20 protein-coding genes and 2 pseudogenes are annotated in these 26,309 nt (G+C 55.9%); 13 read left to right on the top strand and 9 right to left on the bottom strand.

Annotation, left to right across the window (positions count from 1 at the left end; translation table 11 throughout):
- Positions 1-30 precede the first annotated feature (30 nt).
- The 3 genes and pseudogenes from EPN96_11410 to EPN96_11400 all read left to right on the top strand — a co-directional run bounded on the left by EPN96_11410 (position 31) and on the right by EPN96_11400 (position 7,938).
- Positions 31-3,234 carry a helicase gene (locus EPN96_11410; GenBank protein ID TAL15880.1) on the top strand — a complete coding sequence of 1,068 codons (3,204 nt, stop codon included), beginning with the start codon at positions 31-33 and terminating at the stop codon, positions 3,232-3,234.
- The gene (locus EPN96_11405; protein TAL15879.1) at positions 3,231-6,602 is read left to right on the top strand and encodes a class I SAM-dependent DNA methyltransferase; all 3,372 of its coding nucleotides are present in this window, start codon (positions 3,231-3,233) and stop codon (positions 6,600-6,602) included. Before EPN96_11410 ends, EPN96_11405 begins: the two co-directional genes overlap by 4 nt.
- Positions 6,603-6,892: 290 nt before the next feature.
- Positions 6,893-7,938, top strand: a pseudogene (locus EPN96_11400) (hydroxyacid dehydrogenase).
- A gap of 158 nt (positions 7,939-8,096) precedes the next feature.
- Here the strand turns inward: EPN96_11400 and EPN96_11395 are convergent.
- The 3 genes from EPN96_11395 to EPN96_11385 are packed head-to-tail and all read right to left on the bottom strand — an operon-like array spanning position 8,097 to position 11,534.
- Entirely contained in the window at positions 8,097-8,843 is a 747-nt protein-coding gene (locus EPN96_11395; protein TAL15878.1) for an alpha/beta hydrolase, read from the bottom strand.
- Position 8,844: 1 nt separating this feature from the next.
- On the bottom strand, positions 8,845-9,699 hold the full coding sequence (locus EPN96_11390; GenBank protein ID TAL15877.1) for a hypothetical protein: 855 nt from the start codon (positions 9,697-9,699) through the stop codon (positions 8,845-8,847).
- The gene (locus EPN96_11385) at positions 9,696-11,534 is read right to left on the bottom strand and encodes a DUF3413 domain-containing protein (GenBank protein ID TAL15876.1); all 1,839 of its coding nucleotides are present in this window, start codon (positions 11,532-11,534) and stop codon (positions 9,696-9,698) included. The genes EPN96_11390 and EPN96_11385 overlap by 4 nt, the downstream gene beginning before the upstream one ends.
- Before the next feature lie 62 nt (positions 11,535-11,596).
- Between EPN96_11385 and EPN96_11380 the strand changes: the two genes are divergently transcribed.
- Positions 11,597-12,892, top strand: a complete 1,296-nt coding sequence (locus EPN96_11380; GenBank protein TAL15875.1) for a YihY family inner membrane protein — start codon at positions 11,597-11,599, stop codon at positions 12,890-12,892.
- A gap of 10 nt (positions 12,893-12,902) precedes the next feature.
- Entirely contained in the window at positions 12,903-13,586 is a 684-nt protein-coding gene (locus tag EPN96_11375; GenBank protein ID TAL15874.1) for a pyrimidine 5'-nucleotidase, read from the top strand.
- On the opposite strand, the gene EPN96_11370 is transcribed toward EPN96_11375, so the two are convergent.
- The 4 genes from EPN96_11370 to EPN96_11355 all read right to left on the bottom strand — a co-directional run bounded on the left by EPN96_11370 (position 13,522) and on the right by EPN96_11355 (position 16,232).
- A complete protein-coding gene (locus EPN96_11370) occupies positions 13,522-14,016 on the bottom strand; it encodes a hypothetical protein (GenBank protein TAL15873.1) in 495 nt (164 codons plus the stop codon). The two genes, EPN96_11375 and EPN96_11370, sit on opposite strands and share 65 nt — an antisense overlap.
- A complete protein-coding gene (locus tag EPN96_11365; GenBank protein TAL15872.1) occupies positions 14,004-14,546 on the bottom strand; it encodes an NUDIX hydrolase in 543 nt (180 codons plus the stop codon). Before EPN96_11365 ends, EPN96_11370 begins: the two co-directional genes overlap by 13 nt.
- Positions 14,546-15,106 carry a UbiX family flavin prenyltransferase gene (locus EPN96_11360; protein TAL15871.1) on the bottom strand — a complete coding sequence of 187 codons (561 nt, stop codon included), beginning with the start codon at positions 15,104-15,106 and terminating at the stop codon, positions 14,546-14,548. The genes EPN96_11365 and EPN96_11360 overlap by 1 nt, the downstream gene beginning before the upstream one ends.
- A gap of 274 nt (positions 15,107-15,380) precedes the next feature.
- Complete coding sequence (locus EPN96_11355) at positions 15,381-16,232, bottom strand: CHAP domain-containing protein (protein ID TAL15870.1); 852 nt, start codon at positions 16,230-16,232, stop codon at positions 15,381-15,383.
- Positions 16,233-16,716: 484 nt separating this feature from the next.
- On the opposite strand from EPN96_11355, the gene EPN96_11350 reads away from it, so the two are divergent.
- From EPN96_11350 to EPN96_11315, 8 genes are all read left to right on the top strand, one after another.
- Positions 16,717-18,186 carry an anthranilate synthase component I gene (locus tag EPN96_11350; protein TAL15869.1) on the top strand — a complete coding sequence of 490 codons (1,470 nt, stop codon included), beginning with the start codon at positions 16,717-16,719 and terminating at the stop codon, positions 18,184-18,186.
- A gap of 27 nt (positions 18,187-18,213) precedes the next feature.
- On the top strand, positions 18,214-18,786 hold the full coding sequence (locus EPN96_11345; protein TAL15868.1) for an aminodeoxychorismate/anthranilate synthase component II: 573 nt from the start codon (positions 18,214-18,216) through the stop codon (positions 18,784-18,786).
- Between the two features lie 12 nt (positions 18,787-18,798).
- A complete protein-coding gene (gene trpD / locus EPN96_11340) occupies positions 18,799-19,857 on the top strand; it encodes an anthranilate phosphoribosyltransferase (protein TAL15867.1) in 1,059 nt (352 codons plus the stop codon).
- A 5-nt stretch (positions 19,858-19,862) separates the two neighbouring features.
- A complete protein-coding gene (gene trpC, locus EPN96_11335; protein ID TAL15892.1) occupies positions 19,863-20,645 on the top strand; it encodes an indole-3-glycerol phosphate synthase TrpC in 783 nt (260 codons plus the stop codon).
- Position 20,646: 1 nt separating this feature from the next.
- Positions 20,647-21,246, top strand: coding sequence for a phosphoribosylanthranilate isomerase (locus tag EPN96_11330; protein ID TAL15866.1), 600 nt, complete (start codon positions 20,647-20,649; stop codon positions 21,244-21,246).
- 19 nt (positions 21,247-21,265) lie between these two features.
- Complete coding sequence (trpB, locus tag EPN96_11325; GenBank protein TAL15865.1) at positions 21,266-22,456, top strand: tryptophan synthase subunit beta; 1,191 nt, start codon at positions 21,266-21,268, stop codon at positions 22,454-22,456.
- Positions 22,453-23,250, top strand: a complete 798-nt coding sequence (locus tag EPN96_11320) for a tryptophan synthase subunit alpha (GenBank protein TAL15864.1) — start codon at positions 22,453-22,455, stop codon at positions 23,248-23,250. Before trpB ends, EPN96_11320 begins: the two co-directional genes overlap by 4 nt.
- Before the next feature lie 225 nt (positions 23,251-23,475).
- Entirely contained in the window at positions 23,476-24,288 is an 813-nt protein-coding gene (locus EPN96_11315; protein ID TAL15863.1) for a hypothetical protein, read from the top strand.
- Positions 24,289-24,606: 318 nt separating this feature from the next.
- Here EPN96_11315 and EPN96_11310 read toward each other — a convergent pair whose 3' ends face one another.
- On the bottom strand, positions 24,607-25,254 hold the full coding sequence (locus EPN96_11310; protein ID TAL15862.1) for a hypothetical protein: 648 nt from the start codon (positions 25,252-25,254) through the stop codon (positions 24,607-24,609).
- Between the two features lie 509 nt (positions 25,255-25,763).
- A pseudogene (locus tag EPN96_11305) lies at positions 25,764-25,847 on the bottom strand (J domain-containing protein).
- Positions 25,848-26,309 lie beyond the last annotated feature (462 nt).

Genomic DNA, 26,309 nt, shown 5'->3' with positions numbered 1-26,309 from the left:
AAGGTTGAAATTGCCGATATTGGAGCAGATATGCATACCGACCGCACCTTTTTCACAAACGAACCCGGCTTCACCCTTCTCGACCGCTTCAAAAAGACCCTCAAGGACGTTCAATACTTCGACGTTCTGGTAGGCTACTTCCGCAGTAGCGGCTTTCACCAGCTTTACGAATCCCTTGAATCCATCGAAAAAATTCGCATTCTCGTCGGGCTGAATGTTGACCGGAAAATATACGAAGTCCTCGATTACCGCCCCGTCCAAACATATCTAGATTTTGAATCACATAAAAAAACGAAAGAAATCTTTTCTCTCACTTTAACGGAAGAGATGGACAATTCCCCCGACAATTATGAAACAGAAATCGGCATCCGCAAATTCATCGAGTTTCTAAAAAGCGGGAAGATGGAGATCAAAGCGTATCCAAGCGGGAATCTTCATGCAAAGGTCTACATAAGCAGGTTCGGCGAAGACGACCGCGATTTTGGCCGCGTCGTAACCGGCTCAAGCAATTTTTCCGAATCCGGGTTTGTCGCAAACCGGGAATTTAACGTCGAACTGAAAAACCGGGCCGATGTAGAGTTTGCCCTGGAGCAGTTTGAAACCCTTTGGAAGGAAGCAGTCGATATTTCCGAAGAGTACGTCGATACCATCAACGAAAAGACCTGGCTGAATGACCAGATAACCCCCTACCAGCTTTACCTAAAGCTCCTTTATGAATACTTCAAGGAAGACATAAACATAGACGAGGAGTTTGAAACCCGCCTTCCTGACGGTTTCATGGAACTCGACTACCAGAAACAGGCTGTAGTCGCCGCTAAAAAGATACTCGACGCATACAACGGCGTCTTTCTTGCGGATGTAGTCGGCTTGGGGAAAACTTTTATTTCCGCCCTTCTGGCAGAGCAGTTAAGGGGCAAAATCCTTGTGATTTGCCCGCCGGTTCTGAAGGACTATTGGGAAGAAACCTTTATCGAGTTCGGGGTTCGCGGTTTCAAGGTCGAATCGCTTGGAAAGCTCGATTACATAATCAGGGGCAATTACGAAAAGTTCGACTATATCTTCATCGACGAGGCGCACCGTTTCCGAAACGAAGTCACGCAAGGCTATGAAAAACTTCATCAAATATGCCACGGGAAAAAGGTAATTCTGGTTTCGGCAACACCGTTGAACAACACCGTTGAAGACATATACAGCCAGCTAAAGCTCTTTCAGGCCACCAAGAAAAGCACAATCCCCGGCGTTCCCGATCTGGACAAGTTTTTCAATTCCCTGAAAAAGCGGATTGAGAGGCTTTCAAAATCCGATCCCGGCTACATCGAGGAATTAAAGGAAACTTCCCGGCTTATGAGGGAAAGAGTTTTAAACCATGTAATGGTTCGCAGAACGCGCACCGAGGTTAAAAATTTCTTCGGAAAGGATATGGAAAAGCAGGGTCTTTCCTTCCCGGAACTTGCAAACCCCGAAAGAATCATCTATTCCTTTGACGATCAGACCAGCGTCATTTTCAACCTTACGATTACACTTCTTAAAGATTTCGATTACGCCCGCTACACCCCGCTTCTTTTCCTGAAAGAAAAGATCACCGACCTTCAAAGGCAGTCACAGCAAAACGTCGGCGGCTTTATGAAGGTAATTCTGGTAAAGCGCCTCGAAAGCAGTTTTTACGCCTTCAAAAACACCCTTCGTCGGTTCATCGAGTCCTACCAGAGATTCATTGAAATGCACGACAGCGGTACAATCTACATAAGCAAAACCGTGAACGTTTACGACTACATAGACAACGATGACGAAGAAGCTTTGCTTCGACTTGTTGAAGATGAAAAGGTCGATAAATACCCCGCCGAAGCCTTCAGGGACGATTTCATCGAGAAGCTAAACAGCGACCTTGAGCTTTTGCTAGAGGTACAGGAGCTTTGGAAAGCGCAAAACAGCGACCCCAAGCTCGACGAGTTCGTGAACGAACTGCAAAAGAACCCCGTTCTCAAGGAAAGCAGGCTGATAGTCTTTACCGAATCGAGAGAAACCGGGGATCATCTATACCGGAACCTCGACGGTCATTTCCCCGGAAAGGTAATGTTTTTTTCAAGCGACGGCGGCAAGCTGGCAGGGGTGGAACACACCGTCGCAATCGCAAGAGACAAGATAAAAGAGAATTACGACCCAAAGTATAAACAGCCGAAGGATGACATTCAGATACTCATAACGACCGACGTGCTTGCGGAGGGTATCAACCTTCACCGCTCAAATATCGTCATAAATTATGACCTCCCCTGGAACCCCACGCGGGTATTGCAAAGGGTTGGCCGCGTAAACCGGGTAGGAAGCCAGCATACGAAAGTCCACGTATTCAACTTCTTCCCCACCGCCCAATCCGACGCGCACTTAGGGCTTGAAGACAACATCAAGGCCAAGTTACAGGCTTTTCACGATACCTTGGGCGAGGATGCAAAATACCTTTCGACAGATGAACAGGTATCGACCCACAAGCTCTTTGGCGACAGCCTGTATAAAAAACTGAACGACAAAAAAACCATTGAAGGCGAAGACGAGGGCGAGCGTTCCGAGTTGGCGTACCTTCAAAAAATCCGGGAAGTCAGAGACAGCAACCCCGCTCTTTTTGAAAAAGTAAAGCGCTTCCCCAAGAAGGCGAGATCGGCCCGCGTGTCCGCGTTTAACAAAGACAGGCTCGTTACCTTTTTCCGCAAGGGGAAGCTAAAAAAGTTCCTTCTTTCCGATGCTGAAAACGCCGGCGAAATCTCCTTCTTCGAGGCGGTAGACCTCTTTGAATGCGACAAGGAAGAACCAAGAGAGCGTCTGGACAAAGGGTTTTACCGGCTTCTTGAAAGTAGCAAAAAGGAGTTCGACGAAATCACTTCGGGCGAACCCCTTGAGAAAACCGCCCACGGCGGCAAATCCAACGAGAGCTACATAATCAGGCGAATAAAAGGCTCTGACGTGAAGCACTTCAAAGGCTTCACCGATGATGACGAAGACTTCCTCAAGGCGGTTCTGAGGGCCTTTGAAGATGGTGTTATTCCTAAAAACACCAGCAAGAGATTGAAGCCCGAACTCGAACGCGCAGGGGTAGACGCCCCGTTGAAGATTTTGGGGATTTTGAAAAAGAACATCCCCGCCTCGCTCCTTGAGGGCAAAAGGCAGTTGAAGGCCGACGGCTCGAACGTGCGCGAAGTGATTTTGTCTGAATATCTCATCGGGAAGGCGGTAATCGAGTGAATCAGGAAGAAGCGAAGCGGATCATAGAAGATACCTTCCGCAATTCCTTTGACGAAGGGCGTTTCAGACTGTTCGCCAAAAATCTTCTGAACGATCTCGATACGGACGAGGCTAAATCCTGCCAGGGGAACCGCATACCGGACGCCTTCAAAGATCACATCCGCCAGTTCAAAAGGCTGGGCAAATACACCGACCCGAACGGCAAAGAGCTTGACGTACTCGTCGTCACCTTAAAAAGAGAAACCGCGCTAGACCGCGCCCGCACCATGCAGAGAAACTTTGTCGCCAAGTACCTCAAAGAGGCCGCTCTCGTCGCCTACCATACCGAAGGGCTTGAGGACTGGCGCTTTTCTTTTATCCGCATGGAATACGTCCCGGTAGAAAAAGAGGGCGTAACCCGCGCTGAAGAAAAGCTCACCCCCGCCCGCCGTTACTCCTTTCTGGTGGGCAAGAACGAGCCTAACCACACCGCCCAGAAGCAGTTATTACCTATCCTTCAGGACGATAAAAACAACCCCACCCTCGAAGCCATCGAGAGCGCCTTCAACATCGAATCGGTCACGAAGGAGTTTTTCGAGAAGTACAAGGGCCTCTACCTCCAGTTGCATGACGAGCTTGAAGGACTTGTTGCAAAAGACCCGAAGATACGCGAAGACTTCACGGCCAAAGGGGTAAACACCGGCGATTTTGCCAAGAAGCTCTTGGGTCAGATAGTCTTTTTGTATTTTTTGCAGAAAAAGGGCTGGCTGGGCGTCAAGAAGGATTCAGAAGGCAACTTCGGCAAGTGGGGAAGCGGGCCGAAGGATTTTCTCCAGAAGCTCTTCAGAAAAGAGATTGTCCCTTACGAGAACTTCTTTAACGACATACTCGAACCCCTCTTTTACGAAGCCCTTGCTACAGACAGGGGCGAAGCCTCCTACTACAGCCGCTTCAGGTGCAAGATACCCTTCCTCAACGGCGGTCTCTTCGAGCCGATAGGTAATTACAGTTGGGAGGATACGGAGATACTGATAAGCGACTCCGTATTCAAGGAAGTCTTCGATACCTTCGACCTCTACAACTTCACCGTGCGCGAAGACGAGCCGCTTGAAAAGGAGGTGGCCGTTGACCCGGAAATGCTGGGAAAGGTCTTCGAGAACCTTCTGGAAGTGAAAGACCGCCACGACAAGGGCGCGTACTACACTCCCCGCGAGATCGTCCATTACATGTGCCGGGAGAGCCTTATAAACTACCTCGATTCGACGCTTAACGGCGGGCGCGTGGGCTATGCGCCCCTGGCTAATCCCCAGGGCCAGCTTTTCGACCCGGCGCAAATGGCGCGGCCAAAAGAACAGTTGGAGCTTGCGGCCCAAGCAGGGCCGACGCTGATTCCACGCGAAGACCTTGAAACCTTCATCCGCGTTGGAGAGTTCGGTATAGAGAATGATCAGATAGTCGAAGAAAAAGGGCGGGAAACCGGAAGGATAAAATACAAAGTCCCTGAATCTATACGCGACAGCGCAAAGCGCATCGACGAGGCGCTGGAGGATATAAAGATTTGCGACCCCGCCATTGGCTCCGGGGCCTTTCCCGTGGGTATGCTCCATGAAGTGGTACGGGCGAGAGAAACCCTTTCGACCTACCTCAAGGACGAAAAGGAAAGAACCGTCTACAACCTCAAGCGCCACGCGATACAGGAATCGATTTACGGGGTGGACATAGACTGCGGCGCGGTAGACATAGCGAAGCTAAGACTCTGGCTTTCGCTCGTGGTAGACGAAGACGACTTCCTGACAATAAAGCCCCTGCCAAACCTCGATTACAAGATCGTCTGCGGAAACTCGCTCATCGGGTTCCCGGAGAACTGGTCAAGCGAAGCTTTCGATAAAATTGAAAAGCTAAAGCGTGAATTTTACGATACAGCAAATTTTTCACTTAAAGCTGACCTGAAAGCCCGAATTAACCCGGAAATTCAGGCTCGTCTCGTCAACTCTGAAAAGGTTTTCGGACACAAGGTTAATTTCGACTTCAAACTTTTTTTCTCCGAAGTCTGGCATAAGAAAAATGGATTTGACGTAGTAATAGCAAACCCGCCTTATATTGATTCTGAAAGCATGTCAAAGGGCGAGCTTGCAAATGACAGGGAAATTATTTCAAAAACAATGCATTTCACAAGAGGAAATTGGGATATATACATTGCATTTTTTGAAAAAGGTTTGTCTTTATTAAACAAATCCGGTGTGCTGGTTTATATTACCCCTGACAAATGGCTATCGAAACCATTTGGAGAAGAACTTAGAAAGAATGCAATCAATAATTTTATTTTTGTTGTTGAAACAGGACGTGAAGTTTTCCTTGAAGCGAAAGTTGATTCTGTAATAACAGGAATATCAAAATGCAATCACCAATATATGGAAGTTGGGTTCCTTAAAGATAAACATATTTCAACGAAGAAAATTGATAAAAACATTATAGGCGGTGCATTTTCCCTTGATTGGCTATTTAGCGATCATATCCAATTGCTGCTTAAATTTGAAAGAATAAAGACAAAACTAAAAGACATTGGCGAATGCGAAAGCGCATGTGCAACTTCTGATGCATACAAATTAAAACAGTTTATTAAAAGCGGAACCACATCAATACTATCATCCAAGGACGCTCTTGCAGTAATTAATACCGGAACTATAGGTAAATATATTTCCAAGTGGAAACAGAATAAGATGACTTATCTTAAGGATAAATATGAATTTCCATATGTAATGCGAAGTGACTTTTTAGCTGCATTCAGCAATACTTATGGCCAAAAATCCATAAAACCTAAAATAATAATAAAAGGATTGACCCTACTAGATGCTTGTATTGATATAAAAGGCAACATTGTTCCGGGAAAATCAACATTAGTTGTTACTTCCAAGAGTAAGGAAAATTTATATTTTTTATTGCTTCTATTAAATACGCCTATTATGTTTTTTTATATAAAGGAAAAATACAGAGGGTCAAGCTACAACCAAGGAATAACTTTTACTAAAGATATGGTTAATGATTTCCCTGTACCAAAAAACGCTTTAATTGGCTCGTCAATGACACAAATTCTTGCTGACTATATGATGCAAATAGAAATGGTAAAATACCCCACACTGTTTTGTTTTTTTCAGAACATTATAAATGGATTATTTTACGAGCTTTATTTCCCAGAAGAATTAGATAATATTATTTTTAAAAATTTGGTTGAGCTAAAACATATTTCAAACATTTTAAAAGAGGAAGATAAAATACTTATAATACAAAGTGAGTTTAATCGGCTTTATGATTTTTGCCATCCAGTGAGGAAACAATTGGAAGCAATAAGTGGTCTTAGCGCATTTAAAATTATTTCAGAATCTCAATGATTTTGTCTTAGGTAGCATGGCTTTTATCATCGAGCGCGTAAAGAAAATCCTCGCAAACCCCGAGGCCCCCGAAGTCCCGCGCCTAGAAGCCGAGATCGACCAGATCGTCTACGCCCTCTACGTCCTCACCGAAGACGAAATCGCCCTCATCGAAGGGAAAAAGTGAGAGTGAATCGCCCCGGCTTTATCAGATACTCCCACATCAAGCCTTCAGCGAGGAGTTGTAAGGCGGTTGACACAAAACTTGACTTATACTTGACTTGCGAATGGTTGGCCTGAAAATGAAGAAAATGGGAGACAAAAAAAATCTTAAGCCTGAAGGTCAATTTTTAGTTTATCCCGCTGAGGACGGCAGGCTGAAAATCGACGTTCGCTTCGATGGCGATACGGTTTGGCTTTCCTTAAACCAGCTTTCCGAACTTTTCCAGCGCGATAAATCCGTAATCTCTCGCCATATAAAGAATGTGCTCGACGAGGGAGAGCTGGGCGCGCAGGCAACTGTTGCAAAATATGCAACAGTTCAAAACGAGGGCGGGCGGGAAATATCCCGCGAAATTGAATATTTCAATCTGGATATGATTATTTCGGTCGGCTACAGAGTGAAGAGCCATGTTGCGACCCGGTTCAGAATGTGGGCGACCCAGCGGCTCAGGGAGTTTATAGTCAAGGGGTTTGTGCTCGATGACGAACGCCTGAAAAATCCTGACCAACCCTTCGATTATTTTGAAGAGTTGACGCGGCGGATTCAGGACATTCGCACCTCGGAACGCCGCTTTTACCAGAAAATCACCGATATTTACGCCACCAGCGTAGATTATGACCCCACTCATGAAATCAGTCTCGCTTTCTTTAAGACGGTACAAAACAAGGTCCACTGGGCGATTACCGGCCAGACTGCCGCAGAAATAGTCCACAGCCGGGCGGACGCCGATAAACCGAACATGGGGCTGACAAGTTGGCGCGGTGCGGTGATTCGTAAGCAAGATGTAGCCGTAAAAATTTTCTGACTGAGTCTGAATTGGCGGCTCTCAACAATCTTGTGGAGCAGTACCTGATTTTTGCCGAAGGCCAGGCCATGAGGCGAATACCGATGCACATGGCCGACTGGACCAAAAAACTGGATGCGTTCCTGAGCCTCAACGAGCGCGACATACTAACCCACGCCGGACGAATATCCCATGAGATGGCGCAGACAAAGGCCGAGCTTGAGTACGACAAGTACAAGGTAAAGGCAGCTTCGCAGCCACGCTCTGTGGATGCTGATTTTGAACGAGCGACAAGGGCGCTCCCCAAACCGCCTAAAGCCAAGAAGATTAAGGGCGCGGGCAAGCCATGAGCGAAGCAGAAACCAGAGCCAGGCACATAGACCCGCACTTACTACGGAGGGCTCTGGCAACACTTTTTGGGGTATTTTTGGGGGTATCAGGGGAAATGGCGATTTAAAAAGATAAACAAAACCAAATGGTTACAAAATCAGTTAAATGGCCTGCACCGTTAAAAAAACGCCTTTACCCTCTCCAGTATCACCCTGAGATTCTCCGGCCGCGACAGCCGGTGGTCGCCGCCTTTTATGAGTTCGAGGGCGGTCTCGGGGGCGGTTATGCTCCTTAGGGTCCGTATGGAGAATTCGGGGGGGACGTGGAAGTCGCACTGGCCGTGGAGGAAGTGGACGGGGCAGGAAAGCTCAAGGGTTTTCCCCGCCAGGAGATGTTCCCGCGCTTCTTCGAGAAATTCCCGCGATATAAAGACCGGCTCTTTCGCGCCGTCGGGCAGGATGGGAATCCTGCCGCCGCCTTCAAGGATGCGCCTCGCTTCGGGTGTGAGCTTTTTGCGGATGAGTTCCTCGGTGAAGTCGGGTGCGGGGGCGACGGCGACGAGCGCCCTGACCCTTTCCCGGCGCTCCGACGCCAGCATCAGCGCCAACCAACCTCCCATGCTCGACCCGACGACTATCTGCTCCCCTTCGGTAAACCGGTCGAAGACTGTCAGCGCCTCGCTCTTCCACTTCCCGATTGTCGAAGCTGAAAAATCGCCCCCCGAACAGCCGTGGCCGGAGTAGTCGAAGCGCAGAAACGACCGCCCTTCCCTTTCGCAGAGGTCGTAAAGGGCGTTCCCCTTCTCCCCGGCGCGGCAGGAGTTGAAGCCGCCGAGGAAGAAGACGCCGGGCGATTCACCCTCGATTTTGTCGTACTCAAGTACCGCGCCGCCAACCTCCATCTTTCCCTTCAGGGTCCTTTTCATTTCAGCAGATTACCTCCAGCGGTTCCTGGCTGGCGGTGAGGGTGATTTCGGCGGCGTGGAGGTTGTCTCCGTCTACCTGAAAGCGGCCGGTGGAGGATTTTATGACCGCCTTTTGCGTCATTTTGCGGAAGATTTTCGGCTCCGGCAGGAGATACCCCGAAAGCACCGAGGCGTAGAGGCGAAGAAGCGCCACGCGCCCGCCGCCGGTTCCCACCACCTCGATATCCTTTTCAAAGAGGCTTGCTTTTTTGCCCATGCGGAAGGGGCCGCCGTACCAAGGCATGCGAAGGGCGATGCAGACGCCGAGGACGGTCTTTTCGCCGTTTGCCTCGCACTCTATCGCGGGATAGACGGGCCTTGTGAGCCGCAGGGCCAGAGAGAGAGCGTAGGCGTAGCGCCCGACAATCTTTTTGAGCCGCATGTTTACGTTGTGGATGGCGTCGGCGTCCGGCCCCGCCGATATTCCGATGAAGAAGACGCCCTTTTCGCCGTCCGCCTCGAAAATTCCCGGATAGACGTGTCTGGTGCGGCCCTTTTCGAGCACCGCGAAGGCTTTCCGGAAGTTTTTCGGAACCCCGAGGGCCAGCCCGAGGAGATTTACCGTCCCCAGCGGTATGAACCCCATCGGGCCCTTTTCCCCGGTCCCCAAAGCCACCTCGCGGAAAGTTCCGTCGCCGCCGCAGGCTACCGGTATCTTCCCCTCGGCCACGGCGGCTCTCGCCAGAAATACGGCGTGACCGGCCCCTTCGGTAAAATTTATCTTCGATCCGGGGAACCTTTGCCCAATGGCTTCGGGAAGGGCTTTTCTCGCGGAGCCGGAGGCGGGATTTATGATGAAGGTGAACCGCGCGGTCATTTTGCGAAAAACCTGCTCATCTCCTCCATCGAGGCGATCATCGCCTTTGAGGACGCGGGGGAGGGAGAGGTGAAATTGTAGCCGGAATCGCGGTATTCGAGCTCGCCCGTCGGCAGCGCAACGGTGATGAACCCCTCTCCGGCGAGGGCGAAGGAATCCCAGGAGCCGGTGATGACGAAATCGCGCCGGGATTCGTCGAAAAGAGACCTGCCGTTGGAGTAGGAGGAGGCAGGGTTTTTGTAGCCGAGGATATCCCCGACTACGGTGGGCGCGACGTCGGAGTGGGAGGTGAGGCGGTTTATCTTTCCCGCTCCCTTGCCCGGCCAGCGCACCACCAGAGGAACGCGGGTCTGCGGCCGAGAGAAGGCGCTGTTGTGGCCCCAGAGCCCCAGCCCGCCGTCGTTGAATTCCTCGCCGTGGTCGCCGGTTATCATCACGACGGTGTTTTCCAGAAGCCCGCGCTTTTCAAGCTCGCCGAGCACCTGCCCGACCTCGCCGTCAACGAAATTGTAGGAATTCTTCATCTTGTTGTAGTAGGGCGCGGGGTCGGTTTTTCTGCTCAGTTCGAGGTGGTTTATCTCGTTTACGTAAGGGGTGAAGGGCGTCTTCCAGCCCTTCGGGAAATCGTAGGAGTGGGGCGCGTCGTAAAAGAGAAAGGAGAAGAAGGGCTCTTTGCTCCCGTCGAGAAAGCTCCTGAATCTGCGGGTAATCTCCTCGTCGCGCTCAACCGCGTTTTCCCCCTCGGTCGAGAGAGGGATTTTGTCCCGGATCGAGGAGAAGACGGTGCGGTCGAACTCGGGGCTTGTGAGGGGGGCGCTGGCGAAGATGCCGAAATCGTAGCCGCTCTCCTTGGCCGCCTCTATCATCACGGCTGGGGTCTGCTCGGCCAGCAGCGCGTGCCAGTAGTTGGCGGGCACGCCGTAAAAGAAGCCGAAGACGCCGAAGCGGGTGGCGTTGCCGGAGCTGACGTGGTTCTCAAAGACCAGAGAGTCCTTGGCGAAGCGCCAGATGTTCGGGGTTACCGCCGGGTCGAGAGCGTCGCCCCGCCAGCTGTCCACCATGATTAGCATTATGTTCGGCTTCTTCCCCGGCGAGGGAGGTGAGAGCTTTTCGAGGGGGTATTTCAGCGTCCCCTCCTGGCTGACCCTCACCCTGTCGATCTCGGCGGCCTCGGCGGTGACTCCCAGCTTTTTCATCATTTTCCGGGCCGTCAGGGGCTTGAAGCCGGGCAGAAAACGCACCTGCCGCACCACCTGCGCCGCGCCTTTGGCGTCGGCGAAGGAGTGGAGGAAGTTGACCGCTACGAGGCAGACGAAAAGGACGATGAAAACCGGCCGCGAGGAGCGGCGAGCCATGAACGGCCGCCAGAGGAGCCAAGCGCCGAAAGCGAGGACGGCTCCCGTCGCCACTAGAACCGTCGCGGAGAAGAGCAGCGTCTTTGCCGAGAGGGGAAGGACCTCTTCCGCCGCTCCGCCGGTCAGCAGCTCCCAGACCATGCCGTTGAGGTGAAAGCGGTAGAGCTTGAAGACGGCGGTGTCCACGAGGACGGTGAAAGCCAGCGCGAGCGCCGACAGTATGCCGAGGGAGGTGACGGCTTTCCTGTTCGGGAAAAACAGGTTCAGAAGCGCCGCCGGACCGGAGGCCAGCAGCGCGAGGCTAAAGCCGTGTCCGGGAAGGGCCAGAGCTATGAAAAGCCTGGCCGAAACCCTCTCGAAGGGAGGCATTTCAAGGGTATAGTGCCACAGAAGCGCGATGAACCCGAGGGTTGTAAATACCGTAAACCTGCCGAGCCAGCCGAAGTTGGCCTTGCGGTTGTTGCCGAATCCGCTTTTCATTCACTCTCCTTGTACGGGAGGGATAAAGCTACCACAAAGAAAGTTCGCTGTGAATCCGGGCAATGGCAGCTATTTTCTGGTATCATCCAGGGGTAATGACGATGAAAAATTACCTGAACGGATTTCTCTGGAGCAAAAAGAAGTACGGCCCCCTCGCCGAGGGAGGACGCATAGGCATCCTTGCGCTCTGGAAGTTCCGGCACGACGGCGGGCCTATCCGCGCCTCTGCCCTGACCTTCACCACCACGCTCAGCCTCGTTCCCTTTCTGATCCTCTTTTTTGCGGTCATAAAGGCCGTCGGAGCGCAGCGGACGCTTGAGCCTGTGCTCATCGAGTACTTCGCGACAAACAATCAGGAACTCGCCCGGAAGATAGTCGGCTTCGTGGACAGGACGGACATCGGCGGGCTCGGAATCTTCGGCTTTCTGGCGCTCTGCTTTACCGCCATCGCCCTTCTGGTGGACGTGGAGAAGGCCTTCAACGCCATCTGGGGGGCCTCCTCCGGGCGCACCCTCCTGAGAAAGATAACCGATTACACGGCGATAATGGTCGCCTGCCCGATACTCCTTCTCCTCTCAACCAGCATCGTCACCACGGTGAGATTCAGGGAGGTCTTCGAGGGGCAGATGGTGCAGAAGGCGTTGCCGCTCTTTCTGGCTTTCGCCCCCTTCGCCGCCAAAGCGGTGGCCTTCGGCGCGGCCTATCTGATAATGCCCAACCACCGGGTCACCTTCCGCTCGGCGGCGATAGGAGGGCTCGTGGCCGGGGCTTTCTGGCACGCGGCGGAGTGGCTCTACATAACCTTCCAGATCAAGGCCGGGCAGTCTGACGCCATTTACGGCGCGCTGGCGCAGCTTCCGCTTTTCCTGATCTGGGTGTACATAGGGTGGTGCGTCGTCCTCGTCGGGGCGCAGATCGCCTGCATACTCGACCTGCCGGGCAGGGGACGCCGCCTGAAGGGCGGCGAAGACCTCTGGATGCCGCGTCCGGGCGCTTTTCTTCCGGTAATGAGAGAGATAGGACGCAAATTCGAGCGCGGGGAGGAGCTTCCCACCGTCGAGGGGATCGTGGACAGCCTCGGGCTTCACCCGGAGGAGGGGGCGAAGGTGGTGAACGTCCTCGTCTCGGCGGGTTTTCTGACGCTGAGCGGCGATGCCCTGCAAAAACTTCTCCCCGCCCGCTCTCCCCGTTCCGTCACAATGGCCGAGGTGCTCGCCGCCGTGTCCAAACTCGAAGAAGAGCCCGCTTTCGCGGAAGAATTCATAAAAAACGCCTCCACCCCCTTTTCGTCGCTCACATGGGCCGAGTGGGCTCTCGAAGAGAGCCCGGCAGGAGAGAAGCGGCAGCTTGCAGGATAATTGTAAATAGATGGAACCAGTCTGGCTGATAGATTGCGACAACACCCTCTACCCCCACGATAACGGCCTCTTCGACCGGGTTAATTCCCTGATCGTCGAGTACATGAGAAACGAAGTGGGCATCCCAGAGGGGGAGGTGGACGAACTTCGCCTTCGCTACTGGAAGGAGTACGGGCTCACGATGGGAGGGCTTGTCAGGGAGCACGGGGTGGATGCCGAGCACTACCTCGAATACGTCCACAACCTCCCCGTGGGGGATTTTCTGAGGAACGACCCGGCGCTCAGGGAGGCCCTTTCAAGCCTTCCGGGGAAGAAGATCGTCTTCACCAACGCCACCGCCGAACACGCGGTTAAGATAATGGCGGGCCTCGGCATCGAAGGGGTTGTGGACGATATCTTCGACATACGGTTCTGCGAGATGGCGCCCAAGCCCAAGCCCTTCGGCTACAGAAAGGCCCTCGAAAAGCTGGGGGCCGAGCCGGGCAGGGTCTGGTTCGTAGAGGATGACGAAAAGAACCTCGATACCGGCAGGGAACTGGGCATGGTTACGGTGCTGGTGGGCCGCGGCGAGGCCGAAGGCCACCACTCGGTGGCGAATCTCTACGAGCTTCCGGCGCTTTACGCGAAGACTAAAATTCTTTCCCGAGAAATAGGTCCAGTTCCTTCTCTTCCTCTGCCGGGTCTCTTCGCTTAACCAGCGCCGTTCCGGGAATTTTGACTCCCCTTCGCTCCATCGCGCGTTTTGCCCGCCGCAAAAATCCCTCTCCCTTCCAGCCTCCGAAAGAGACGATAAGCGCGGCAGGAGGGAAAGCTTTGCCGAGCGAAGCCGCGAAGCCGTTGAAGACCGGGTTCGCGAGCCCCCACTTGGGGAAGACCAGAAGGACTCCGTCGAAACCCGAAGGGACGAAGCGGTAAGGCTTCAGGGGAAAACGCATTCCCGGGATGAAGGAGAGGAGGAGCCAGAGAAGGTAGGGCAGGTTTACCCGGGGCTCCAGAGGATAGACGCTTACGAAAAAGCCCCTCTGTGAGAGGGTTTTGTATGCCCGGCGGGCGAGGCGGGACGACCCCCCGGTGCGGGAATGACAGAGGATGAGGATTTTTTTGGGGGAAGTCAGCCCCTCCAAAGGTTCCACCAGTGGAAGGCGCTGAGGACCAGCGCGTGGGATATCTCCCCGGAGCGCACGAGGTGATCGACGCTCGCGACGGGGTGGATTTCTACGCTGATGTCCTCTCCCTCGTCGGGCTCGGGAGGCGCGGCAACGGTCGAGCCGAGGGCCAGAAAAGTATGGAGGCGGTTGTTCTGAAGGGCGGGCTGGGCGTCGAGGGAGCCGATGAGGATAAGTTCCTCCGGCACGTAGCCGGTCTCCTCCAGAAGCTCCCTTTTCGCTGCTAGCTCCGGCGCTTCCCCCGGATTAACCGTCCCGCCGGGGATTTCGAGGGAGGTTTTGCCGATGCCGTGGCGGAACTGGCGGACGAGGACTATCTCGCCTTGGGGGGTGAGGGCCACGATGTTCACCCAGTCGGCGCATTCCAGGACGTAGGCGTCCAGTTCGCTTCGGTTCCGGGGATTTACCACGCGGTCGTGGCGCAGGGAAAAATGTTTTGTCCGCGAGAGAATCTCCGAAAAATTGCGTTCCCACTTCCTGAAGTTCATTAAGCCCCCCACCGTTTGAAGAGGTCGGAATCGACCTCCAGAGTGTCGAGAATCCTCCCCACGGTGTGATCGACAATCTCCTCCACGCTCTTCGGCTTGTGGTAGAAGGCGACCATCGGCGGAAGGATGACCGCGCCGAGTTCGGCGGCAAAGAGCATCAGCTTCAGGTGGCCCTTGTGAAGGGGAGTTTCGCGGGGACAGAGGATGAGCTTTCGCCCCTCCTTCAGCGTCACGTCGGCGGCGCGTGAGAGGAGGTCCGCCCCGTAGCTGTTGACGATAGCCGAAAGGGATTTCATCGAGCAGGGAACGACTACCATAGAATCGACCTTGAAGGAGCCGCTGGAAAGGGGGGCGGCGAGGTCTTCCGGGTCGTGGCGAAAGTCCGCGAGCGCTTCGACCTCTTCGGGCGTGCGGCCGCTCTCCAGTGAGAGGGTCTTGCGCCCCGCAGTGGTCAGTATCAGGTGGGTCTCGATCTCCGGCGAGTCTTTCAGGACTTCGAGGAGCCGTATCCCGTAAGCGGAGCCGCTGGCACCGGTAATCCCGACTACAATCCTTCTCATGTATCCTCCTGTGAGGCTGTGAAAAACTGCTGCGAGCCCCGTTTTCGTTGTCGCGTGCTCGCTCAAGGGCTCGCCGTAGCGCCGCTACTGCCTCGCCCTCTTGCTGCGCGTCTCGTTGAAACCGGGGCTTCTCGCGACGTTTTTCAACATCCTCTTAATGCATTGGATAAATAATACATGAAAAACCCGCGAAGCAGGAAGGGACTGGAGTTTTGGGGTCGCCGGAAGGCAAAAAAGCCTGATAAGGATGGATTTGAGGCCGGGGGAACGGGTATCAGTTGACGATGTTCACGTCCGGGACCTGTTCGGGTCCGGTCATCTGCTGCTCCGCCACCTCGGAGTTTTCCAGAGAGACGGGGTTTTCGGCGATTATATCGCCGGTGTCGGGTTTGTGGAGAAAGCCCGCCACTATGAACTCGTGGCTGGCTCCTTCCACCCTGTATCTTCCGGGCTTCGAGCCGGGGATCATCACGTCCACCGTGACCTTTTTTCCGTCGATGTAGCGGATAGCCAGCGCCTTGTGGCCCGGGTAGTCGAAATTGCCCTGGGAGACGATGATCCGGTCGCCGTCCACCGCCTCTACGAAGGCAACGTGGCCGGTTGGGTCGCGCCGCTTCTTGGTGGAGGCTTTGAAGACCGCGATATCTCCCGGGCGCGGGGTCTGGGACTTTTCCAGATTTGCAACCCGGTCGAACCAGGTCTTGGCGTTTGTGCGGTTTCTGAGCGAAAACTCAAGTTTTTCGCCGTAATACTCGAAAAATCGCCCGTCCGCGTACCAGGTGCAGTAGCCCCTGCGCCCGATGGGGAATTTATTGGGACTCCAGGTGCTGGCGACGACCGGAGCTTTTTTGGATTTTTTCGAGCCCTTCTTTTTGGCTTTGGCGGGTTTGACGGAGGCTACCTTTGTCTCCGCGGAGGGCTTTTTGATCTCGCTCTTGGCCGCTTTGGATTTAATATCGCTGGCCGACACGCCGGGCGCGCAGAGCGCCAGCGATAGAATAAACACAACGGCAATGAGGAGAATTCTATTTTTCACTATAACCCTGTAAAAAAATGGCAAGCGCGCCGCGCCGGAATAAAACAACGAGAACCTAACCTTATACAAAAATTCGCACCCGGTTTCCAGAACTTCCGGATTAAATTTCCCAAACGGCGGGAATTTTTATTTTGCCTTGACTGCCAAACGGGCTCTCTGGTAGGGTTTTTTATAACGCAAACAAAAGCGATGGATATCATGAGCGACCAAAGACACGTAAATTCCAACTGGCTGTGGTGGACCTGGAGATAGGGCCGGCCGCAGTCGTTTACCCAAAATTAAACGTCTCGCGGGCGGCCCGGTTGGCCGCCCGCGGTTTTTTAAGGCAATCAAAGCCGCGGGAACTAAAAATTCCGCGGCTTTTTTTATGCGTTAGGGCTCGTCCGTAAATAAGCCTTTCGGAGATCGCGCCGGATTTTGAGATCGATTTTGGCGCGAAGACTGAGCAAAACCGCAGGCGTAGTTGTTCTACGTCGAGGTTTTGCGATTGATGAGCGGCAAAAGCGGGCCAAAAGCCGGATGCGAGAACGAAGGTTTTATTTACGGACAAGCCCTTAATGAAAAGGAACCAAAGATGCTCGTGACCACGAAAGAGACCTATCTGAAAGAGGCGAAAAAATATCCGCTCATACCGGTCGTCCGGCGAATCCCGGCGGATACCCAGACCCCGGTTTCCACCTACCTGAAGACGGCGAAGGGCAACTGGTCCTTTCTCCTCGAATCGGTAGAGGGCGGCACGCGGTGGGGGCGCTATTCGATAGTCGGTTACGATCCGCTGCTGATAGTCGAGGGCAGAGACGAAGAGGGAACCCTCACGGTTCCGGGCGGCGAGACCGTAAAGGGCCACCCCCTCGAACTTATGCGCAAGGCGGTAAAAGAAAACGCCATGCCGAGGATTCCCGGCCTTCCCCGCTTCTGCGGCGGCCTCGTCGGCTATTTCGGCTACGGCTCCGCGCGCCTCTTCGAGCGCCTTCCCCCGAGGAAGATAGACCCCGCCGGGCTCCCCGACATCCGCCTTTTCGCCCCCGGAAAGCTCCTCGCCTTCGACAACGCCCTTAAGACGCTCGACATCATCGTATTATCGCGGCCTGGGAGCGACCCGGAAAAGGCTTTTGAAGAGGGCGTGGCCGAAACAGGGAGGATTTTCTCCCTCCTGAAGGCGGAACTCAGAGAGGAGGAGGCTTTCCCCCCTCCCGGCGGCGAGGTGAAGATAGCCCCGGTAATCCCCCGCGAGCGCTTCGAGAAGATGGTCGAAAAGGCGAAGGAGGAGATCTTCGCGGGCGAGGCCATACAGATAGTCCTCTCGCAGGTCTTCGAGGGAGAGGGCGAGGTAGACCCCTTCACCGTCTACCGGGCGCTTCGCACCCTCAATCCCAGTCCCTACCTCTTTCACCTCGCTATGGGCGAGGAGGTTCTCGTCGGTGCGAGCCCCGAGGTTATGGTGAGGGTGGAGGACGGCAGGGCGCTGGTGCGGCCGATAGCCGGAACGAGGCGCAGGGGGGTCGATTCCGCCGAGGATCTGGCGCTCGAAAAAGAGCTTCTGGCCGACGCCAAGGAGCGGGCGGAGCACGTGATGCTGGTGGATCTGGGGCGAAACGACCTCGGGAGGATAGCGGAACCGGGCGCAGTGCGGCTGGAGGAATCCTTCACCGTCGAGCGCTATTCCCACGTAATGCACCTCGTCTCCACCGTTTCCGCGAAGGTGAGGGAGGGACTGGACGCGCTGGACGTGCTCGGGGCGACCTTCCCCGCGGGCACCGTTTCCGGCGCTCCCAAGGTAAGGGCGATGGAGATAATCGCGGAGCTGGAGGAGCGCGAAAGGGGCGTCTATGCGGGCGCTGTCGGGTATATCGGCTTCGACGGCAACCTCGACACCTGCATCACCATACGCACGATTCTCTTTTCCGGGGGTAAGATATACCTTCAGGCGGGAGCGGGCATCGTCGCCGATTCCTCCCCCGCCTTCGAGTACGAAGAGACGCTGCACAAGTCGGGCGCGATGATCCGCGCCCTGAAGATGGCCTCGGCGGGCCTTTCAAGCTGACGACGGCTGACGACGGGAGATAAAAACATGCTCGTGATGATAGACAACTACGATTCCTTCACCTACAACCTCGTCCAGTACTTCGGGATCCTCGGGAGCGAGGTGAAGGTCTACAGAAACGACAGGATAACGGTTGAGGAGGTCGAGAAGCTCGCACCCTCCGGCATAGTGATCTCCCCCGGCCCCGGCGACCCCACCGACGCGGGGGTGAGCGTGGAGCTGATCCGGAAGATAGCGGGAAGGATTCCGGTGCTCGGGGTCTGTCTCGGCCATCAGGCGATGGGTTACGCCTTCGGAGGCTCCATAGTCCGGGCCAAGAGGGTTATGCACGGCAAGGTATCGAAGGTCTACCACGACGGCAAGGGGCTCTACGAGGGGATAGAAAACCCCTTCGACGCGACCCGCTACCATTCGCTGGTAATCGACAAGCCGACCCTGCCCGCGCGGTTTCGCCTGAACTCGTGGACCATCGAGGACGACGAGATAATGGGAATCGCCGACGACGAGGCCCGCCTCTATGGAATCCAGTTCCACCCGGAGTCGATTTTGACCCTCAGGGGTATGGATTTATTGAAAAACTTCCTTCAAATGCTCGGTTAGGGAGGACAGGACATGTTCAAGGAGATGATACGCGCCCTCGTGGCGGGAAGCGACCTTTCGGAAGCCTCGATGGTGGAGGCGATGTCGATGATAATGGGGGGCGAGGCCACCCACGCGCAGATGGCCGCCTTCCTCACCGCGCTTCGCCTCAAGGGCGAGACCGTGGAGGAGATTACCGGCGCGGCCAGGGTGATGAGGGAGAGGGCGACGAGGATAAACGTCCCGCGCGCCGCCCCCTCGGTGGACATCGACCGCGACGAGATAAACGTGGAGTACGAGACGATTCTCGACACCTGCGGCACCGGCGGCTCCGGCACCCACACCTTCAACATCTCCACGACAACGGCTTTCGTCCTGGCTGGTGCGGGGGTGAAGGTCGCCAAGCACGGCAACCGCTCCGTATCCAGCCTCTGCGGCTCGGCGGACGTGCTCGAAGCGCTCGGCGTCAACCTCGACATTCCCAAAGAGACCGTCGAAAAGTGCATTTCGGAGATAGGGATAGGGTTTCTTTACGCCCCCCTCCTCCACTCGGCGATGAAACACGTCGCCCCTGTGCGCCGCGAGATAGGCATACGCACGGTCTTCAACATCCTGGGCCCACTCTCCAACCCCGCCGGGGCGCAGTATCAGGTTCTGGGCGTCTACCAGCGGGAACTTACCTCCGTCATGGCCCGCGTTCTCGGAAACCTCGGCTCGAAGCGGGCGATGGTTGTCCACGGCTGCGACGGCATAGACGAGATAACCGTAACCGGCCCCACCTTCGTCACCGAGCTGCTGAACGGACAGGTCCGCGAATACGAGATAACCCCGGAGCAGTTCGGGATAAAGTGCGCGACGATGGAGGAGATACGGGGCGGCGACGCCAAGGTCAACGCCGGGATTGTCCGCGCCGTACTCTCCGGCGAGAAGGGGCCGAAGAGGGACATCGTCCTCCTGAACGCCGCCGCCGCCCTCTACCTTGTCGGCAAGGCCGCCGACATGGCGGAGGGAGTAAAGGCCGCCGCTTGCATCATCGACGGAGGCGAGGCGCTAAGGAAACTCGATCTTCTCGTCAAGGCCACCAATCAGTGAGCGACATTCTCCAGAAGATCGCCGCGGCGAGAAAGATCCGCGTCGAAGAGGCGAAAAAACGGGTCTCCGAAGCGGAGCTTCGGAAAATCGCCGCCAGCCGCCCTCCCGCGCTCGACGCTCTCGGCCTGCTCGGGAAGTTCCCCGCCTGGAAACGCGCCGTGATAGCGGAGGTAAAGCGAAGGAGCCCCTCGAAGGGCGAGATCGCCCCCGGAATCGACGCGGGCAAGGTCGCGGCCTCCTACGAGAGGGCGGGGGCTTTCGCCATCTCCTGCCTCACCGAGCCGGATTTTTTCGGCGGGAGTCTGGGCGACCTCGACGCGGTGCGGGGAGCGGTCAGGATTCCCGTGCTCTACAAGGATTTCGTAATCGATCCCTACCAGTTCGCCGAGGGGAGGGCGCACGGGGCGGATCTCGTCCTCCTGATTGTCGCTTTGCTCGGAGAGGAAACGGAAAAGTACCTTGAACTCGCCCATGCGGCGGGGCTGACCGCGCTGGTCGAGGTCCACGACGAGGAGGAGCTTTCCACGGCGCTGAAAACCTCCGCCCGCCTCATCGGGGTGAACAGCCGAAACCTCAAGACCTTCAAGGTGGATATCGAGGAGGGGGCGAAACTGATTTCCACGATCCCAAAGGACCGCTTCGCCGTCGCCGAGAGCGGCATAAAGAGCGTAGCGGACATGGAGATGCTGGAGAGCGCCGGGGCGCGAGCCTTCCTCATAGGGGAGAGCGTAGTGAAGGAAAGCGACCCCGAAAGGGCCCTCCGGGCTCTCGTCGAAAGGAGCGCGTGAGATGGTGCGAGTCAAAATCTGCGGAATCACCCGGCTCGAAGACGCCCTCGCCGCCATAGAGGCGGGCGCCGACGCGCTCGGCTTCGTCTTCGCGCCGAACTCCAAGAGGCTGGTGGAGGCGGAAGAGGTAGAAAAGATAACCGCCAAGCTTCCCCCCTTCGTCACCACCGTCGGAGTCTTCCAGAACCAGTCTCCGTGGGAGGTGAACGGGATCATGGACACCTGCCGCCTTCACGTCGCGCAGCTACACGGCGCGGAAACGCCTAAATACTTTTCGCTCGTCCGCTACCCGATACTGAAGGGGGTTTGCGTGTCGGGCAAAGAAGACCTCGAAAAGCTCCCGTCCTACGGGCAGGACTACTTCCTCCTCGACTCCGGGACTGGCGGCACCGGACGCACCTTCGACTGGGAACTGGCTGTGGAGGCGAAAAAGTACGGGGGGATAATCCTCGCCGGAGGGCTGACGCCGGAAAACGTCGCCGAGGCAGTCCGGATAGTCCAGCCGTGGGGGGTCGACACCTCCGGCGGCGTGGAAAGCAGCCCCGGAATAAAGGACAGGCAGAAGATCTTTGAATTCATAAAAAACGCCAGGGGTTTTTAACCTTTCAGGAGCAAGCGATATGACCGGAAACAAAAAAGGGCGCTTCGGCCCCTTCGGCGGCCAGTACGTGGCCGAAGTCCTGATGCCGATACTCGAAGAGCTTGAAACCGCCTTCCAAAAGGCGATGAAGGACCCCGCTTTCTGGAGGGAGTACCGCCAGATACTCTCGGAGTACGTCGGGAGGCCGAACCCCCTGACCTTCGCGGGGAACCTGACCCGGCAGGTGGGCGGGTGCAACATCTTCCTCAAGAGGGAGGATCTGAACCACACCGGGGCTCACAAGATAAACAACACCATCGGGCAGGGGCTCCTCGCCCGCAGGATGGGGAAGAAAAGGGTGATAGCGGAGACGGGGGCGGGCCAGCACGGCGTAGCCACGGCCACCGCCGCCGCCCTTTTCGGCCTCGAATGCGCCGTCTTCATGGGGGTGGAGGACGTTAAGCGCCAGGCCCCCAACGTCGAGAGGATGAAGCTCCTCGGCTCCGAGGTCATTCCCGTCTCCTCCGGCAGCAGGACCCTCAAGGACGCGATGAACGAGGCGATGCGCCACTGGGTCTCCAACGTGGACACCACCTTCTACGTCATCGGGACCGCCGCCGGGCCGCACCCCTACCCCGAGATGGTGCGCGAATTCCAGCGGGTTATCGGCGACGAGATCAAGGCGCAGTGCCAGGGACGCTTCGGAAAGCTACCCGACGCGGTGGTAGCCTGTATCGGAGGGGGCTCGAACGCGATAGGAGCCTTCACCGCCTTCCTCGACGACCCGGTCAAGCTGGTCGCTGTGGAGGCTGCCGGAGAGGGCATAGAGACAGGCAAACACGCCGCCTCGATAGCGGCAGGACAGATCGGCGTCCTCCACGGGCAGAAATCCTACCTCCTGCAGGACGAGGGCGGACAGGTGAAGGAGGCCCATTCGATCTCGGCGGGCCTCGACTACCCCGGCGTCGGGCCGCAGATAGCCGATCTCGGCCGCACGGGGAGGGTTGACGTGCGCTCCGCCACCGACGAGGAGGCCCTCAGGGCCTTCCACCTCCTCACCCGCTCCGAGGGGATAATTCCCGCCCTCGAATCCTCCCACGCCCTCGCCCGCGCCATCGACGTTGCGAAAGAATTTCCGAAGGAGGCCAACATCGTCGTCAACCTCTCCGGTCGCGGCGACAAGGATCTCGCCACCGTTCTTTCGCACCTCAAGGAAGGAGATATACGATGAGCCGCCTCACCGAAAGTCTTTTAAAGGCGAAGGAGGCGGGGAAAAAACTGCTCGTTCCCTTCTTCACCGGATTCTACCCCGACGAGGAGACCTTTATCGGGCTCCTGAAGGCGGCGCAGAGGGCCGGGGCCGACGCCGTCGAGGTCGGCATACCCTTTTCCGACCCTTCCGCCGACGGGCCGGTGATACAGCGGACCAGCCAGCTTGCGCTCCAGTCCGGGGCGACGCTGGAGGGGATATTCCGCGCGGTAAAGAGGGCGCGGGCCGAAGGGCTCGTCATCCCCCTCCTCTACATGACCTACTACAACCCCGTCCACAACATGGGGAGCGAGAAATTCAGCCAAAGCGCGAGGGAGAGCGGGGCCGACGGCGTGCTGGTGGTGGATCTGCCGCCCGAGGAGGCCGGTGAGTTTGCCCCTGCGGCCAGAAGCGCCGGGCTCGACACGGTCTTCCTCGTCGCCCCGACGACCCCGGAAAAGCGCCTTCCATTGGTCCTCAAGGAGGCGAGCGGTTTCGTCTACTGCGTCTCCGTGGCCGGGGTGACAGGGGAAAAGAAGCCGGTGACGGAGCTGGTGGCCGAAATGGTCGCGAAGGTCCGCCCGCTTACCAACCTTCCCGTTCTCGTCGGCTTCGGCGTCTCGACGCCAGCGGGGGCGAAGGAGATAGCGAAGGTCTCCGACGGAGTCATAGTCGGCAGCGCCCTCTTGGAGAAGCTCGGCGACGAGACCGGGGAAAAGGCTGTGGCGAAAGCCGAAAACTTTCTCCGCGAACTGAGAGCCGCTTTAGACAGCTAATTTCGGCTTCCTCTTTCGGCGAAGGGCCGCGTTGTTTCTCGGGCGCGAGTCTCGGCGTAGTAACGCTACTGCCTTCGACCGCGCGCCCTGCGGACGCCTTGCCCTTCGCCGAAATAGTTTGCCGGGATTCCTCGCGATGGTTTTCGGAGCACTAGGCCCTTCTTTTAAGGAGGGCCGTTTTTTTGCCTTTAATTTTCAAGACGAACCGGCAAAGATGAACAATTGATGGGAACATTCAGTAAAAAACGCATTCTCTTGGTAGCCGTCGCGGCGCTTGCGGCGCTGGCGCTTCTTTTCGTCGTCGTCCGCCATGAGACCTATACCCTAGAGATCACCCGCAACCTGGTGGATCTCGGCCTCGGCCGCCCTGTGCGCATGGTTCTTCTGGCGGACCTTCATATCGACGGCCCCATTGGCGAACTCGACAGAAAGGTCGCGAGGGAGGTCGCGGCTTACCGTCCGGAGGTGGTCATCCTGGCGGGAGACATCGTCAACTCCAAAAAGGGATTTCCGGGCCTGACCGAATTTCTGGAGCTGGCCGAGTGCGGGGCGAAGGTGCTGGCGATCGAGGGGAACTGGGAGGAGGACCTCCTGCTCCCGGAGGAAAAGACCCGGCTTGCCGGGATAATAGCCCGAAGGGGCGGCGTTTTTCTCTTCGAGGAGTGGTTCGACTACGATTCGGGCGGCGTGAAGCTGCGCTTCGGCGGTCTCGGGGGGTTTTACAGGTCCGACAAATGGCGGGACCTGCTGAAAAGAGAGCCGGAGGGGGAGCCGAAGAGAATACTTATCGCCCATTCGCCCGCCGTAAGGGATTACCTGCGCGAGGGAAAGTTCTCGCTAATCCTCGCGGGCCACACCCACGGCGGGCAGATAGCGCCGCTGGCCTTTTTCCTGAAGCCCTTTTCCATACTGGGAAGGTATTCCTCGGGCTGGTACGGAGGCGCTCCACCGCTTTACGTGACGCGGGGGGTGGGGACATCTCACATACCGGTTAGAATTGGCTCAAAGCCTGAGATTTCGCTTTTCGAGTTGTATTAGGGCGGCTTCGGCTTTTCCCGCCATGCGAAGCCTGCCCTCGGAATCTTTTACCGGGGGTCGCCGCCTTGCGCCGGGCGCTTGCCGTAGTCACGCTACTGTCTGCGCGCCCTTGCTCGGCGGCTCCTTGCCTGACGAAAAAATCCAAAGCCGTTTGTAAAAACTCCGTCATTCTCGCCCGCAGGGCGGGAATCCATAAAATAGTTGTGTAGGTCGCGATTGAGAAACACGGTTGTTGGGGCCCGTAAGCGAAACCCAACAAATACAACGAAAATAAGCTTTACAAATGTCGGGTATCGCTACTCTCCACCCGACCTACGACTAAATAGATTTCCACCGTTCAGATGCCCTCTTTTCGGCGATTCGCTTCTCGACCCCTTTTTTTTCTAACTCGAGTTTGTAGAACTCGCGAATTATCTCCTCCATTCGCTTGTATAATAAATCCATCTCCTTGGACCATGTAACAGCAAGCGGAAAGCTGATTTTCTTGACCACGACACGACTCTTGCCCGTGTTTGTGAGGATGTTCTCATGCGGCCAGCAATCAACTTCTGTTTTATCGCCATTAGGCGTGGTTGAGACGTATCCTCCCTTTTCCAGAATCGGTCCGAGAAGTCCAAGGGCAAATCTAAGCTGCCCAGTTATCCCTTGGCGCGTCGCTCTCGCCATACCGCTCGGTGCATTCTGATCGTCAAGAGTTTCCCAAGCAATTTTCGTTTTAATGTGCTCCTGAACAATCTCATTAGTTTTCTGACACAGTGCGCCAACTTCCCTTTTAATCTCGACCAAGGTTTCCTTTGGCAGTAAAAGGGTCTTATCGGGATATTTCTCGACGTAACTGGTAGTTAGTCTTAAGTATTCCTGACTAAGGAAACCGGGGATTGTGGCAAGAAAACGATCAACAGTTGACTTCATCTCCTCTCGAAGTCCATCAATTTTATTTTTCATGATTTCTAGTTCTGTATCCATCTCATCTCCTTTCAGCACTAGACATCAACATCATATGCTTTACTTCCTCTGTTAATTTGCAGGATTCTTTATTTTATCAGCTTTTTCACCTTGTCCAGGCTCTTCTCCATGTCGGATTTCTTGTCTTTTTTCTTTTCGGCTGAGCGCTTTTTCGCCAGTTCGTAATCCTTTTCCACCTCTTCGGCGCGTTCCCGCTCCCATTCTTTTTGCCGTTCACGGTCCCTGCGGCGGCCGCGCTCCTCGTCCCATCTCGAATGGCGGGGGCGCTCCCACTTCTCCTCGCCGAAATAGCGCGGGGGGAAATGGCTTATCACCTGCGCGTAGTATCTGTTGGGGTCGTCCTCTCCCATGTCCAGAACCACGTAATCCCTGTCGTCGTTCACGAGAAACGCCGGGCGGTATCCGGTGCGCCTCCAGGCGTTTCCCTCGAAGTAGAAATATAATTCCCGCCCGAAATCGTAATAGATACCAAGTCTCGGGTAGTAGAGGTAGCTGAAGATCATCCCCGCGTCGGGCCTCGGAGTCCACGGCGGGGGAGGGGGCGGAGGAGGTGGCGGCGGCGACGGGGGAGGAGGCGCGGCGACCTGCTTTTGCCCGCCCGAGTTGATGTTTATGTTGATATCCACCCCGGCCCTAGCGCTCCCCGCGGCCACAGCAGTCAAAAGCGCGCACGCAAGGATGATCATTCTAAATTTGCAGTTCATATGTGCCTCAATCCGGCCTGCCTGCCCAAGTGTAAACAAATTACCTTCGAGCCGATAAGTTCATATAATCTCACTTATCGGCGAGCCTTCTTTTCGTTCCCCCTGGGGCCCGTACGCGGCGCAACGAGTGGGGGCGTCGGGCCGGCGCGGGGTCTTAACGGAGCGAAGCGTAGTGGGTGCCCCGTATGGCCCAGCCGGAACGAAGTGGTCGCTCGTCAGAGCGAGCGACGAGTCCGGGCTGAGTTTTGGGCCACCTTTTGCTCACTCAAAAGGTGGCTAGGAGCGCGAGGCAAAGCCTCGCAAGTTGTAAATCGGCGGGCCGAGCCCGCCCTACAGAACTACCCCTGGTTC

It is taken from the genome of bacterium, assembly GCA_004322275.1.
Taxonomy (GTDB): Bacteria; Desulfobacterota; Deferrisomatia; order Deferrisomatales; family BM512; genus SCTA01.
Note: the sequence above shows the minus strand (reverse complement) of the source record. Positions and strands in the feature narration are given on the sequence as shown.

Excerpts from the sequence above, each read along its gene's own strand:
- trpB (TAL15865.1), top strand. The coding sequence starts at position 21,266 with ATGACCGGAAACAAAAAAGGGCGCTTCGGCCCCTTCGGCGGCCAGTAC.
- EPN96_11315 (TAL15863.1), top strand. The coding sequence starts at position 23,476 with ATGGGAACATTCAGTAAAAAACGCATTCTCTTGGTAGCCGTCGCGGCG.
- EPN96_11410 (TAL15880.1), top strand. The coding sequence starts at position 31 with ATGCATACCGACCGCACCTTTTTCACAAACGAACCCGGCTTCACCCTT.
- EPN96_11330 (TAL15866.1), top strand. The coding sequence starts at position 20,647 with ATGGTGCGAGTCAAAATCTGCGGAATCACCCGGCTCGAAGACGCCCTC.
- EPN96_11390 (TAL15877.1), bottom strand. The coding sequence starts at position 9,699 with ATGACCGCGCGGTTCACCTTCATCATAAATCCCGCCTCCGGCTCCGCG.
- EPN96_11365 (TAL15872.1), bottom strand. The coding sequence starts at position 14,546 with ATGAACTTCAGGAAGTGGGAACGCAATTTTTCGGAGATTCTCTCGCGG.
- EPN96_11310 (TAL15862.1), bottom strand. The coding sequence starts at position 25,254 with ATGGATACAGAACTAGAAATCATGAAAAATAAAATTGATGGACTTCGA.
- EPN96_11360 (TAL15871.1), bottom strand. The coding sequence starts at position 15,106 with ATGAGAAGGATTGTAGTCGGGATTACCGGTGCCAGCGGCTCCGCTTAC.
- EPN96_11375 (TAL15874.1), top strand. The coding sequence starts at position 12,903 with ATGGAACCAGTCTGGCTGATAGATTGCGACAACACCCTCTACCCCCAC.
- EPN96_11385 (TAL15876.1), bottom strand. The coding sequence starts at position 11,534 with ATGAAAAGCGGATTCGGCAACAACCGCAAGGCCAACTTCGGCTGGCTC.
- EPN96_11350 (TAL15869.1), top strand. The coding sequence starts at position 16,717 with ATGCTCGTGACCACGAAAGAGACCTATCTGAAAGAGGCGAAAAAATAT.
- EPN96_11395 (TAL15878.1), bottom strand. The coding sequence starts at position 8,843 with ATGAAAAGGACCCTGAAGGGAAAGATGGAGGTTGGCGGCGCGGTACTT.
- EPN96_11320 (TAL15864.1), top strand. The coding sequence starts at position 22,453 with ATGAGCCGCCTCACCGAAAGTCTTTTAAAGGCGAAGGAGGCGGGGAAA.
- EPN96_11345 (TAL15868.1), top strand. The coding sequence starts at position 18,214 with ATGCTCGTGATGATAGACAACTACGATTCCTTCACCTACAACCTCGTC.
- EPN96_11380 (TAL15875.1), top strand. The coding sequence starts at position 11,597 with ATGGCAGCTATTTTCTGGTATCATCCAGGGGTAATGACGATGAAAAAT.
- trpD (TAL15867.1), top strand. The coding sequence starts at position 18,799 with ATGTTCAAGGAGATGATACGCGCCCTCGTGGCGGGAAGCGACCTTTCG.